10 protein-coding genes and 1 tRNA gene are annotated in these 13,392 nt (G+C 61.1%); 3 read left to right on the top strand and 8 right to left on the bottom strand.

Annotated features, from left to right (window positions below; translation table 11 throughout):
* Nucleotides 1-73: 73 nt before the first annotated feature.
* The 4 genes from CYJ17_RS09455 to CYJ17_RS09470 form a co-directional block, all read right to left on the bottom strand.
* Nucleotides 74-838, bottom strand: coding sequence for a sulfite exporter TauE/SafE family protein (locus CYJ17_RS09455; protein WP_087070442.1), 765 nt, complete (start codon nt 836-838; stop codon nt 74-76).
* 202 nt (nt 839-1,040) lie between these two features.
* A complete protein-coding gene (locus CYJ17_RS09460) occupies nt 1,041-2,024 on the bottom strand; it encodes a ribose-phosphate diphosphokinase (protein ID WP_016443229.1) in 984 nt (327 codons plus the stop codon).
* A gap of 109 nt (nt 2,025-2,133) precedes the next feature.
* Nucleotides 2,134-3,246 carry an NTP transferase domain-containing protein gene (locus tag CYJ17_RS09465; RefSeq protein ID WP_087070441.1) on the bottom strand — a complete coding sequence of 371 codons (1,113 nt, stop codon included), beginning with the start codon at nt 3,244-3,246 and terminating at the stop codon, nt 2,134-2,136.
* A 68-nt stretch (nt 3,247-3,314) separates the two neighbouring features.
* A tRNA-Gln gene (locus CYJ17_RS09470) sits at nt 3,315-3,385 on the bottom strand.
* A gap of 70 nt (nt 3,386-3,455) precedes the next feature.
* Between CYJ17_RS09470 and CYJ17_RS09475 the strand changes: the two genes are divergently transcribed.
* The 3 genes from CYJ17_RS09475 (at nt 3,456) to CYJ17_RS09485 (ending at nt 6,751) form a co-directional block, all read left to right on the top strand.
* Nucleotides 3,456-4,244, top strand: a complete 789-nt coding sequence (locus tag CYJ17_RS09475; RefSeq protein ID WP_087070440.1) for a TetR/AcrR family transcriptional regulator — start codon at nt 3,456-3,458, stop codon at nt 4,242-4,244.
* 270 nt (nt 4,245-4,514) lie between these two features.
* Complete coding sequence (locus tag CYJ17_RS09480; protein ID WP_087070439.1) at nt 4,515-5,561, top strand: ABC transporter ATP-binding protein; 1,047 nt, start codon at nt 4,515-4,517, stop codon at nt 5,559-5,561.
* Complete coding sequence (locus CYJ17_RS09485; protein ID WP_087070438.1) at nt 5,561-6,751, top strand: ABC transporter permease; 1,191 nt, start codon at nt 5,561-5,563, stop codon at nt 6,749-6,751. The genes CYJ17_RS09480 and CYJ17_RS09485 overlap by 1 nt, the downstream gene beginning before the upstream one ends.
* 106 nt (nt 6,752-6,857) lie before the next feature.
* Here CYJ17_RS09485 and CYJ17_RS09490 read toward each other — a convergent pair whose 3' ends face one another.
* From CYJ17_RS09490 to CYJ17_RS09505, 4 genes are all read right to left on the bottom strand, one after another.
* Entirely contained in the window at nt 6,858-8,795 is a 1,938-nt protein-coding gene (locus tag CYJ17_RS09490) for an ABC-F family ATP-binding cassette domain-containing protein (RefSeq protein ID WP_087070437.1), read from the bottom strand.
* A 24-nt stretch (nt 8,796-8,819) separates the two neighbouring features.
* Nucleotides 8,820-9,875, bottom strand: coding sequence for a ribosomal RNA small subunit methyltransferase A (locus tag CYJ17_RS09495; RefSeq protein WP_087070436.1), 1,056 nt, complete (start codon nt 9,873-9,875; stop codon nt 8,820-8,822).
* Between the two features lie 90 nt (nt 9,876-9,965).
* Nucleotides 9,966-12,665 (bottom strand): hypothetical protein, encoded by a 2,700-nt coding sequence (locus CYJ17_RS09500; protein ID WP_143231854.1) that lies wholly within the window; start codon nt 12,663-12,665, stop codon nt 9,966-9,968.
* A gap of 81 nt (nt 12,666-12,746) precedes the next feature.
* Complete coding sequence (locus CYJ17_RS09505; RefSeq protein WP_087070434.1) at nt 12,747-13,382, bottom strand: ABC transporter ATP-binding protein; 636 nt, start codon at nt 13,380-13,382, stop codon at nt 12,747-12,749.
* Nucleotides 13,383-13,392 lie beyond the last annotated feature (10 nt).

The following is a 13,392-nucleotide window of genomic DNA, read 5'->3' on the forward strand; positions in this document are numbered from 1 at the left end:
GGATGAGGAACTAAGGGCAGCCGCACGCATGCTCGCGAGGCTTGCTCGATGCCGTCTGCATCAACGCGCCGCCCTACCCCAACGCCCGCAGCAACAACCAAACGGCGAGCGCTGTCCCGAAGATGCCGACCAGCCAGCGCACCACACCACCGGGGAGGAAGCGCTGGAGGTGCGGGCCGACCATCCCGCCCAGCAGCCCGCCGAGCATCATGGTCAGCGCCGCCGCGTAATCCACTTCCCCGGACCAGATGAAGAACAGCAGCGCGGTGAGATTGGCGCAGCCGAGCACCGGGGATTTGAGCAGCAGTGCCTCGTGGGTGGTCATCGGGGTGAGGATCGCGGCGATGCCAAGATACACAACCGCCGAGGCCGCCCCGAAATAACCTCCGTACACCCCCAGCACGCCCACCAACACCAGGAAGGTAGGAACCGGGACATTCGCGTGGATGCCACGGCGTTCCAGGTAGGGGCCGACCAGCGTCGAAAGGGTGGCGATGAGAACCAGCCAGGGCACCACAAACTCGAACACTTTCGGGTCGAAAGCCAGCAGCAGCACCGCGCCGATAGCTCCTCCCACCGCGCTGATAAACATTTGCGGCCACAATGGATAGGCCTGCACCGCCCGCATGGAGCGCCAGCCGGTCAGCACCGAACCCAGGCTGCTCCCGAAATTATTGATCGCATTCGTCACATTGGCGGTAATCGGCGGGAAGCCGAGGGCCAGGAGAGCCGGGTAGGTGACCAGCGAAGCCACCCCGGTCAGGTACCCCACAATGCCGCCCACCAACCCGGTAGCGAAGACAAGTACGGACAGCGCCCAGCTCGATGTGACCACCACGTGCGTTATCTCCTTCCCAGCCGCAAATAGTACCGGCCCCCGACCGCGCAAAATACCGGCTCCCGAGCCGAAACCATTACCGGCTCCCGAGCCGCGACCATTACCGGCTCCCCGACCGCAAAAAGCACCCGGCTACCACCACAACAAGAAAGGCGCCGGTGCGCTCATCGCACCAGCGCCTCCTCGTGAGGCTACCTCACCTTTAGTACGCGCCGTCAAATAGCGAGGTCACCGAGCCATCCTCGAAGACTTCATCGATGGCGCGCGCCAGGGTGGGGGCAATGGAAAGCACCGTCAAGCCCTTGAAACGCTTCTCATCGGGAATCGGCACGGTGTCAGTCACCACGAGTTCGCGAATCGGCGCATTGGAGAGCCGCTCGACCGCTTCCCCAGACAGCAGCGCGTGGGTAGCCGCCACGATAACGTCCTTCGCACCGGCATCCTTGACTACCCGAATCGCGCCGACCAGCGTGCCGGCGGTATCGATCATGTCATCAACAATAATGGCGGTCTTACCGGCCACATCACCGACCACTCGGTTAGCCTTCGCGGTATTAGCCTTCTCAATATTGCGGGTCTTGTGCACGAAAGCCAGCGGAATTCCGCCCAGGCGCGAGGACCACTGCTCGGCCACCTTAATACGGCCGGCATCGGGTGAGACCATCACGGCGTCGTCGCCGGTAATAATGGAGCGGACGTATTCCACCAGCGTAGGCATCGCCCACAGGTGGTCCACCGGCCCGTCGAAGAAACCCTGGCTCTGCGCGGCGTGCAGATCCACGCTCATAATGCGGTTCGCGCCGGCCGTCTTGAGCAGATCGGCCACCAGCCGCGCCGAAATCGGTTCGCGGCCCTTGTGCTTCTTGTCCTGGCGGGCGTAGGGGTAGTACGGCGCCACCACGGTGATGCGCTTGGCGGAGGCGCGCTTGGCGGCATCCACCATGAGGAGCGTCTCCATCAGCCATTTATTAATGGGGCTGCTGAAAGCCTGCATAATAAAAACATCCGCCCCGCGGATCGACTCCTCATAGCGGATGTAAATTTCTGAATTTGCGAAATCGTAGATGGTGGTGGGCAGCATGCTGATATGCAGGCAGCGCGCAACCTCCTCCGCCAACTCCGGATAGGCGCGGCCCGTGGCTAGGACCAGCCGCTTATCGTTCGATACCCGCATTCCCGTGCTCATTGTGCTCCCCCGATGTGTTTCGCCTGCTTGGGTTTTTCGACGTTGTCAGCTTATGTGATCGCGGCGCTACCCGCTACCCGGTAAACGGTGCTTACCGCCGGAACAGTGTTTACCCGCCGCAGCGGTGCTGGGCGGCTTCCCCGAGCGCAATCGCGTGCCGGGCGCATTTACCGGCCGGAATGAGGCAATCGCGCAGGTGCACATGCCGCGCCCGCGCGCCTTCCTCCACGATGACATTGCTCAGTTCCCCGGGTCCCACGTGCCCGAACCGCGCTACCCGCGTGGTTCCGCGCAAAATTGTATTAGGTTCGACGACGCAATCCGGCTCCAGCTCCACCTGGACATCAATCCACGCCGTGGCCGGATCAATAATGCTCACCCCGCTGCGCATCCACTTCTCCCCGATGCGCCGATTCATTTCGCGGCGCAGCGCCGCCAGCTGGACCAGGTCATTCGCACCCTCCACAGCCAGGTAATCACTGCTTACATAGGAACCGACCCCGGCGCCGAGCTGGTACGCCCGCGCCACCACATCGGTCAGGTACATTTCCCCCTGTGCGTTATCGGTGCCCAGGGTCGCCAGCGCCTCGCGCAAAAACGCGGCATCGAAAATATAGGTGGAGGTATTGATTTCGTTGATGGCACGCTGCTGCGCACTTGCGTCTTTATCTTCTACGACGGCGCAGATGGTACCCTGGCTATCACGCACAATTCGCCCGTAGCCAGCCGGATCAGGCACCCGGGCACTCAGCACGGTGACAGCGGGGTTGGCGGGGGCAGCCGGAGCGGTAGCGGCGTCGTCGTTCATGTAAACAGTGTTCCCGCACGGACTGCTGCCGTGAACACTGTTCCCGTGGGCGCGCGCGAGCTCCCCGAGAATCTCCCTACCCAAAAGCGGGGTGTCCCCGGCCATCACAAGAACCGGGCCACTCACCCCCGCACCCAGGGCTTCCATCCCGCACCACACCGCGCGGCCGGTGCCCTTGATGTCATCTTGGTCGGCGATCATGACCGAATCGTCCAGCTCAAGCGCGTGGGCAGCCACTCGATCCCGTTCGTGGCGCACCACCACAACAATATGGCGGGGATTGAGGCTGCGCGCGGCGGTGATGGCGTGCCCGAGCAGCGTGCGGCCGCACACCTCATGCAAAAGTTTCGGGGTGGCTGATTTCATGCGAGTTCCCTGGCCAGCAGCCAGGATGACGACAGCGGAGAGATCCATGCCTTCCCTTTTCTGGCGGCAATGCGCCCTATATTTCGCCACGGGCGCTGACGCTGCGCCCGAAAACGTTCCGCCACTAGGATTCGAACCTAGAATAACGGTTCCAAAGACCGCTGTGTTGCCGTTACACCATGGCGGAAAACTGCCGACGCGCAGGCCGGCACCGATATAGTCTAACCGACCGAAGCGCTCCTGGCATAATACTAAGTATGAAACAGACCTCGCCTGAGGGCACGAACGGCATTGATGCCGCCCGCGCCGCCGATAATACGCTCGCTCACACCGATCAGAACATCGAACAGAACACCGCTGCCACCACCGCGGATGCCTCCACTCCGACCACGACACAGCCCCCCGCACCTGCCCCCGCCCCGGAAAAGAAGCGGGTGCGCATGTCGCGAGCGGACCGGCGTAAACAATTGGTGGGCGTGGCCCGCGAACTTTTCGCGGCCCAGGGTTTCGACGGGGTCTCCATCGAAGAAATCGCCGCGGCCGCCCAGGTCTCCAAGCCGGTCGTGTACGAACATTTCGGCTCCAAAGAAGGCATTTACAACGTGGTAGTGGATCGCGAGCTCGTCACGCTCACGGAATTACTTTCCGCGCGCATGAACATTGGCCTGCCCGAGCGCGAGGTGCTCGAGTCCATCGTCGTCGCCGTGCTGGATTATATTGAGCATAACGACGACGGTTTTCGCCTTCTCGTGCAGCGTTCGCCGGCCACACTGGGCGGCGATTCTTTCTCCACCGTCATCGCTGATGTGGCTGATTACGCCTCGGATTTGCTGGCTCCCATGCTCGGCCGCAATGGTATTTCTCCGCAATACGCCCGCATTTACGGGCAGACGCTAGCCGGGGCGCTCGGCCAGGTGGGCCAGTGGTGGGTGGATGTGCGCCAACCAGATAAAGAAACGGTGGCCGAGCACGTGGTCAATTTTATGTGGAACGGTTTGCGCGGGCTGGAATCGCAGCCGCGTCTCCTCACCCGCGGCGGGCACTGAGCGGGAGCTGAGCGTGCGTGGAAACGCGCTAAGCCGGCACTAAGCGGGCACTGAGCCGGCGCGTGGAAAGGCGCTAACCGTTCGGGCGTGCGGAAATTCAGTTCTAGGTTTCACCGGGACTCTGACATAGGATAGACGGCGACACGCAATAGAACGATGGCGCTCTGGGTGACGTCACCGGTCTTGCGCGCGGCGGTTGCCCGTGTCTGGGCGGGTGGCGCGCTACCCTAGAATATTCATCAATCGCACGATAGCAAGGACGTACCCTTTATGCTCTCCGTTGAGAACATCTCCAAGAGTTTCGGGTCGCGCAAAGTGTTGCAGGATCTTAGCTTCGCGGTTCGCCCCGGTGAAATCTTCGGTTTCGTCGGCTCGAACGGGGCCGGGAAAACCACTGCGATGCGCATTATGCTCGGCCTCCTGAGTAAGGATTCCGGGCAGGTGACCTGGAATGACCAGCCCATTGATTTCGCGGCACGCCAGCGCATCGGCTATATGCCAGAAGAACGCGGCCTCTACCCGAAGATGCAGGTCGATAAGCAGCTGATGTATTTTGCGCGCCTGCACGGGATGAGCCCGGATGCGGCGCAGGCCGCCATGGAACGCTGGACGGATCGCCTCGGGGTGGGCTCGCGCCGGGAGGATGCCGTCCAGAAGCTTTCCCTCGGTAACCAGCAGCGCGTGCAGCTGGCCGCCGCTCTCATTCACGATCCCGAACTCCTCATCCTTGACGAACCTTTCTCCGGTTTGGACCCGGTGGCGGTGCGCACCATGAGCGATACGCTGCGCCAGAAGGCCGATGAGGGCGTTCCGGTTATTTTCTCCTCCCACCAGCTTGACCTGGTCGAACGCCTCTGCGATAGCGTGGGAATCCTCGCGGGTGGAAATATCGTGGCCCGCGGCACCGTAGATGAGCTGCGTAATTCCGGTAACCCGCCCTACGCACTGGCGGTGCGCGCGGAGGAAACCGCGCTGCGCACGGCCCTCAGCCAAGCCGGATTCACCGTCCACCCCGATCCACTAGCCGGCACCTCGGAAGCGCCGCTGAGCGTGGGAATTGCGCGGGCGCTCGTGGAGACCGCGCCCGCCAACCCCGCCCAAAGCGCAGACCCCACCCCCACCGCAGACCCCACCGCCGCGCTTCTCGCGGCGGCTCAGCAGGCCGGCACCGTGGTGGAATTCGCCCAGCGCCGCCCCCACCTCACGGAATTGTTCCGCGATGTTGTTCAGGTGCCCTCCGCAAACGAAGATGATGCGGCCACCCCCAAGAAAAAGCGCGGCCTGCTCGGCTCGCTGTTCGGAAAGAAGGCTAAGTAATGGTACGCATTGTTTTCGCACGCGAGTTCAAGAACGTTTTCGCTTCCCGCGCCACCATGATTTCCCTCGCGGTTATGTGGGTGATCGCTATTGTGGCCGGCTTCGCGGGCCGCGTCTTCCTGGGCGGGGACGATGAAGCTAACGGCGCCGCCCCGGCCCCGCAAGCCCAGGGTATTTACCTGGAGGCCAGCGCCGCGCAGCTCCAGCCCTACCTGGAGAGTGCCGGTTTCGCCGCGCTCCCCACTTCCAATATCGCCGCCGAGCTGGCCACCGAAGAACCGGAAGCGGAGATCGGCATTTCCGGCACGGCCCTCGATCCGCAGATCGTGGCCACTTCCCCGGATCCGAAGGAGCTGCCCGCTCTCAAGAAGGTCCTCAGCACCTATGTGCTGGAGGAATCCGGGGTGGATGCCACGGTCCTCGCCCACCTGGATACTATTAATAATCTCCGGGTTCAGACGGTGAATTACACTCCCTCCGGTTTCGAAGCGAATCCCATTGGTTTCCTTATCGGTTCGGTGAGTGCCATGCTGATTTTCTTCATGGTGATGGGCGGCATCGGCGCGGTAGGCGCCGGCGTCGTCGAAGAAAAATCCTCCCGCGTGGTGGAAATTATTTTGACCACGGTCCGCCCGCGCACGCTCCTGCTCGGCAAAGTACTGGGCCTGGGTGCCGGCTGGGTGGTGATCCTCTTCGGTTATATCGGCGCGATTATTACGGGCGTGGCCATTTCCGGGCTGGTTCCCGACCTCAGTTTCCTCCAGGAATTCGGGCTGGCCGGGATGGTGGCGCGCACGGTCGTATGGATGGTGCTCGGCTACTTCACCGCCACCGCGCTGGTGGGTGGGCTGGCGGCCACGGTCTCCCGCCAGGAAGACCTGGCCGGCATCAACACCCCGGTCATGTTCCTCCAGTTCATCCCGTTCTACACCGCGCTCTACCTCATTCCGGCGCTGCCCGAGGCCGCGGTCACGAAGATTCTCTCCGTGCTGCCCTTCTTCGGCCCGTTCATGATGCCCATGCGCGCGGCCATCGGCGAGGTCCCGCTCGTGGAAGAACTGGCGGCGGTCGGCATCAACGCCCTCGGGGTCTTCCTGCTGGCGGTCCTGGCCGGCAAGATTTACGAACGCTCGATTTTGCGGATGGGTGAGCGCGTCAAGCTCACGCAGATTTTCCGTAAGGCCGCCTAAATTCTGATGTAGTACGACGACGCACGCGGGGCCCGGGTTTCTCCCGGGCCCCGCGTGTGTGTCCGCCTGGCGGAATGGCCATTCTGGCTGGGTGAGTGCGCCGGCCTTAGCCCTCGGCTACTTCAGCTGCCTCTAGCCACTGTTCTTCCAGCTCGTCAAGCTGGCCAGTTGCTTCACTCAGCTCTTTGCCAATCCGCGCGAGTTCCTCATAGTCCCCGCTGACCGCGCAGGCGGTGCTGCGCTCCTCCAGCTTGGTGATCTGTTCGCGCAGCCGGTTCATGCGTTTCTCAATGCGTTGCACTTCTTTGCGGGCTTCGCGCTGGAGGGCACTCGCACTTTTCTCAGCCCGCTCACCCGATGCGCCAGACATGGCTGCCGCAGCCCCGGAGTTGCCCGAGCCGCCTGCACCGCCGGTGCCAGCACGAGCCCCAGCTCCAGTCCCAGCACGAGCTCCAGCACCTCCGCGCGCTCCAGCCGCGCCCTTGGCGCCTTCGCGCTCGTCCCGCTCCTCTTCACGCAGCCGCAAATATTGATCCACGCCGCCCGGTAGATCCCGTACGTGGCCATCGAGCACCGCGATCTGGCGGTCGGTCATGCGTTCGAGCAGGTAGCGGTCGTGGGAGACCACAATGAGAGTGCCGGGCCACCCGTCCAGCACATCTTCCATCGCGGCGAGGGTATCGGTATCCAGGTCATTCGTCGGCTCGTCCAGGAGCAGCACATTAGGTTCGGCCATGAGCAGGCGCATGAATTGCAAGCGGCGCCGCTCCCCGCCCGAAAGTTCACTGACTCGCGTCCAGGCACGTTCGCGGGTGAATCCCATCCGCTCGGTCACCTGGCTCGCGGTGAGTTCTTTCTTCCCCACCTGCACGCGAGCTGCGACGTCGTTCACGGCCTCCACCACCCGTAAATCCGCAACCTCATCGAGTTCGCGAGTGTGCTGGGAAAGCTCCGCGAGTTTCACGGTGGCGCCGCGTTTGACGTGCCCGGTTGTGGGCTGGAGCCGCCCGGCGATGAGCGCGAGCAGCGAGGATTTCCCGGCGCCGTTCGCGCCCAGGATCCCCACGCGTTCGCCCGGGGCAATCCGCCAGGTCACCCCGCGTAAAATTTCCGGGCCGCCGCCGTAGCGCAGGCTGACGTCCTCAAGATTGACTACTTCTTTACCTAAGCGAGCGGCGGCCATGCGCGTCATTTCCACGGTATCGCGCGGGGCCGGGACATCCGCAATAAGATTTTCTGCCGCTTCGATACGGAAACGCGGCTTGGAGGTGCGGGCCGGGGCACCGCGCCGCAGCCACGCCAGCTCCTTCCGCAATAAGTTATTGCGTTTTTCTTCGGCGAGCGCGGCCTGGCGTTCCCGCTCGGCGCGCTGGAAAATATAATCCGAATACCCGCCCTCGTAGGTTTCCACCCGGCCGGGAATCTGCCCGCGCGGGCCCTCCACCCCGGGCACCACTTCCCACAGGCGAGTTGCCACCGCATCCAGGAACCAGCGGTCGTGGGTGACGGCCACCAGCGCCCCGCGCGGGCGCGGCCCGCCGAAACGCTCCTTAATATAATGCGCCAGGAAAGTAATACCCTCCACGTCTAAATGGTTGGTCGGCTCGTCGAGAATAATAATATTCGCGTCCCGCGTGAGGGTATGGGCCAGGGCCACCCGCCGGCGCTGCCCGCCGGATAGCTCACGCACCCGCGCCTCAAGGGGAATATCGGGCAGCAGCCCGGCATGCAGGTCCCGCACCCGTGCGTCGCTGGCCCATTCGTGGCGAGCGGTTCCGGCGTGAATCGCCTCGAGCACCGTGGTATCGGGCAGCTCATCGGCCTGGGTGAGCGTGGCAAATTTTGCGGTATTGGTGGGAATCACCTCACCGCTGGTGGGCGCGAGCGCCCCGGTGATGAGGCGCAGCAGCGTGGTTTTCCCTCCCCCGTTCGGGCCGACGACGCCTATGCGGCTACCGTCCTCTAGACTCAGGGAAACGTTGCTGAGAATATCGCGGCTTCCCAGACTGACGCCCACGTCATGTACCGAAAGTAAATGTGCCATAGCTGGTGGTCCTTGGAATGGGTTTTAGTTGGGGAGTTCGCGGGCCTGCGCGATCCGCACATAATCGTCAATGGTGAGGGTTTCCCCGCGGGCCTGGGGTGATACCCCGGCCCGCTGGAGGATCGTTTCGGCGGCGACCGGGCTGCCGGCCCAGGAACCCAGGGCACTGCGCAGAGTTTTACGCCGCTGAGCGAAAGCGGCGTCGACCACCGCGAAAACGCGTTCGCGCAGGTCATCGGTACCGGGCGCGGGCCGCAAGCGCAGGTGGACGAGGGCGGAATCCACATTCGGCTCCGGGTAGAAAACGTGGCGGGAGATTTTCGCGCCGCGGGTGGCACTGCCGTACCAGGCGGCTTTCACGGAGGGCACGCCGTAGGTGCGCGAACCGGGGGCGGCGGCCAGGCGGTCGGCGACTTCGAGCTGCACCATCACGGTGATGGTTTCCAGGCTGGGCAGGGCTTCCATGAGGGTGAGGAGCACCGGCACCGCCACGTTATAGGGAAGGTTGGCCACCAGGGCGGTGGGCGCGAAGCTCTGCGTGCTGCCGAGATCGCCGGTGCTCGCAGTTACGGTGGAGGTGGCCGCGACCTCGGTGTGGCCGGTACGGAGCGCGGGCGGGCAAGCGAGCTGTTCGGGCCCGGTGATACTCAGGGCATCCGCGTGCAGCAGCGCGAAATTCTCCGGAGTGCTGTGGCGGCGTGCCACGGTATCAGGGAGCGCGGCAGCCAGGGCGGCGTCGATCTCCACCGCGGATACGTAGGCACCGCTTTCCAGGAGCGCCAGGGTGAGGGAGCCCAGGCCCGGGCCGATTTCGAGGACCTTATCCCCCGGGCCCACCCCGGCTTCCCGCACGATTTTGCGCACGGTGCCGCCGTCATGCACGAAGTTTTGCCCCAGGGTTTTGGTGGGGCGGATATTCAGGGCCGTGCACAGCGCGCGCACGTCCACCGGGGTGAGGAGGGCAGTTCCAGCCGGGGTATCACCGGCCGGTTCACTACCGAGCGGTGTGCTGCCGGGCTGCGTGTTCCCGGGCGAGCTGTTACCGGGCGAATCCTGTTGAGCAATATGATTGGCGACCACAGATGCAGTGTACCCGGATGACTAGCGCTCTCGAAGCACGGCCCGGAGGGAGGCGCGATTCCCAAAGTTACGAAAGTCCCTTCCCGCCTCTCAACGCTGCAAACGTAGACTCGCGCGAAAACGGCGCGGGAGAGTAGATGGGTTCACACCGAGACCGTTGATGAGAACCAGGACGACAGCCGCTGAAGAAAAAACAACCCAATACAGGCCGCGGTCCATTCCGGCTCCGATCAATGTCACGGAGACGATCCAACCAACTAAGGCACAGCACATAGCGACGATGAATGAGACACCTACCTGCGCGGTACGGATCTTCCTTGTACTCCAGCCCAAGTTCCAGTACATAAAATCTTTGAGGTCCCGCACAGCGGTTTGTTTCCTGCGCGCCAGGAGAAGCAATACGCTCACTGCCAGGCCCGCCGCTGCCGCCAGGACTACAAGCACAGGTAGTAATACTTCAACAAGGGCTTCACCAATATCTAGTCCGCGGGCGCCTTTCCGGAACCACACGATCATTGTTACTACTTCACCAAGTAGCGCGCAGAACACTCCGATAAACAGTCCCTCAGCAACGGTTAACCAGCCTAGAAGAGAGATTCGCGGAAGATTCGAGCCGCTCCTTCGACTGGCGTAACGAAGCGGAAGGATAAGAAGGAGCGCATAGATAACAGCCCCGCAAACAAGCGGAATGCCTGCTAGTAATCGAGGTTGTTCCGCCACTGAAAACAATGCCGTCGTTACAAGGGCACATGCGAGAAGAATCAGCCCCCAAGCTTCTTCCCGAAGAACGGTTGCAAGACATGAGGATGAGGACCATCCTTGATTTTTGAGAACATTGAATCTTGTTCGTCTCGCGGCAAATTCCACCGCTCCCACCACCGCAATCACGCCGATGATGAGGATACCGCCAGCCTGCGCAATTGAGTGCACCAGAGTGGTGAGGAGGCTCGCCATGAAATCCGCCGCGCCTAGCACAACATAGCGATGATCGACCCAGCCAAGCGCTTCCACTTCTTGACGACCGGTCTCGCTATCGGTTTGGCCCGCAGTTTGCGGTATCCAAATCTTCGCAGTTCCGAGTGATGAGCCTGCCACTACCCTGGCATCTACACCTAAGGACCGGATACGATCAGCCACTTTCCCGATAGCTACTAGCGCATCCTCCCGAGTTAGGCCCTCAAGATTCGCGACTCGTACTCTAATAGCGTTGATCGGGAGTTCCTCCGAAAGAGGCTCAGCGCTTCCGTAAGAAACCACTGCCGATGGTGGATTCAGCGCAACACCGAGTCCTGAGCGGAGGTGGTCAATCCGTTCGCTTCCCTGCATCAGGCGATTTGAAGAATAAAGTCCGAGCGCCCCGAGGGGATCCGTGCCAGGTACGTCATCCGTTTTTATTTGCTGCGGAGTAAACTCGCCAACTTCAAAGGGTGCGCCACCGTCACGAACAACCGAGCCAAGAGAGTTATCTAAGGGAGCGGTCGCACGATACGTAATCTCTGCGCCACGCTCCTGCGGAGTTACTTGCGTGGCTAGAGAGTCAGACTCGTTATAAGAAATATAGAGGGGAGCAATGCCTACGGGATTCGCCACAAAGCTAGCCCGATATTCCTCGTCAGCCTGAACGCGCGGCGGAGCTTCATCTTCCACCACCGTTTCACCCGCGGGAACCGGAGTAAGTTTCGGAGCGAAAACATTATCGGCAGTAACGTAAGCGCCATTGGTATAGGTCTCAGTTATTCTCCCGTAGGTTTCCCCTCCTTGTTCTGGAAGAGGCAGCAAAAACGCACGCGAGCCAAAGGGGCCATTGTCATGCGCCAGATCAATGCGTTGCTCGACTGCATCCACCGTTTTTCCATGCTCGTCGACGCTCTCTATGGCAACAGAAATAGAGATATTCGGTGAGAAATCCTGGTTGGCAACGTATCCAAATATCTGAGAATTCATCCCATATGCCCGCCATGGCACCGGGCGACCACGTTCTGCCATTCCTGGCATTGCAGCGAGCGGCGCAATCGCCTCGCTTCCTTCTCCCGATCTTGCGTCCTGTGCCAGAGCAAGGTCTTGCTGAGTAACGACAACACCGTTCGGAAGAGCCGCGAGATCATCTGCACTAAGAGGATCCCCAAGGCCCAATTTACGTTCAACTACCTTGTCGAATTCAATGAGAGGATTGAGCCATTCTCCTGCCGACCCTAAAAGTTCACGTTCCGATACGGGATCTACTACTGCGACGCTGGTTGCCACATCTGGCAGCGCGAAAGCCGTGAGAAGAAGTGAGTTTTCATCCGGGATGGTGACACTTGGATAGTGATACCGGTAGAGCTCTGGCCGCATGCCTATATGTGACTGGATTCCGGTGGGTTCACCGCCGGTGGGTGTGGGCCGAGCAATTATTCCTGTGGCGTCGAGGTCATATTGCGCGGTCCCTTTATCCAGAACCTTAGTTTCTGCCTCAAGCACTTGCCATGTGACGCGATAACTCTTCACAGGCGACTTTTGGAAATCTATTCCATCTGAGGCAATTTGCGGAAGTACCCAAAATCCTTTGTAACTGCCGAGGAAACCGACCGGTGCCGCCACTGACACAGCGTCAATTTTTCTCACTTCTTCTAGTATTCGCGATTCCAGCTCCGGCAAGGTCTGCGCTGCATAGTTTTGTTCCAGCAGCGTCATTCCTGCTTTATCACGTGAGGAATAGAGGGCTTCGCCTGCCTTGTTATCGGTGACCAGAATGTCGTAACGTCCGCGCCATTCGTCATCCATTTTGGCACCGGCAAGGGAGTATGCCATGTGCGAGGCAAAGACCCACGCGAAGCAAAACAGCGCTATGAGCACGTAAACAGAACTGCGCTTCCAACTGGGCCGGAACATTTACAGGGTCACTTTCATGTTGGCAATGGCCCCAATCACGTCATCGTGAGTGGCGACAAGAATACCGGCTCCCCGCCGTGCCTCCAACTGTAAAATCTCGGCAACCACGTGCGCGTTTCCAAGGTCGAGCGACGAGGTGGGTTCATCCAAGATCAGTAGATCAGGTTGCTTTGCAAGCGCCCGTGCCAGCGCTACCCGCTGAGCTTCACCACCCGAAATCTTCGCTCCCCGACTATCCGAAATATCTGCAACGCCAAGCTTTTCCAGCCAAGAGTGTGCAGTGGTCTTATCAACGCCCCCGCACATAACGTTCTTGAGGACAGTGAGGTCGCCTAGTAAAAGCGCTTTCTGGTCCACGTACCCAATATTTGCGCGCCGGATATGTTGCGCTTCGCTTTCACGCAAAGAGCTGAGATCCCTATCGCACCAGGAGACTCTTCCCGAACTGGGAGGCAGCTTTCCATATGCCACATCGAGGACGGTGCTTTTCCCCGAGCCCGAACGACCAACTACCGCTGTAATGCTCCCGGGCTCCACCGAGAAAGTAAGATCATCAAAAATAACCTTATTCGGTTTTCCGGCTACCGAATACTCTAAGCTCACAGCTTCAAAACCTATGAGGGTCTTACAATCCATTTTTAACCGC

The organism is Actinotignum timonense (assembly GCF_002860685.3).
Lineage (GTDB): Bacteria > Actinomycetota > Actinomycetes > Actinomycetales > Actinomycetaceae > Actinotignum > Actinotignum timonense.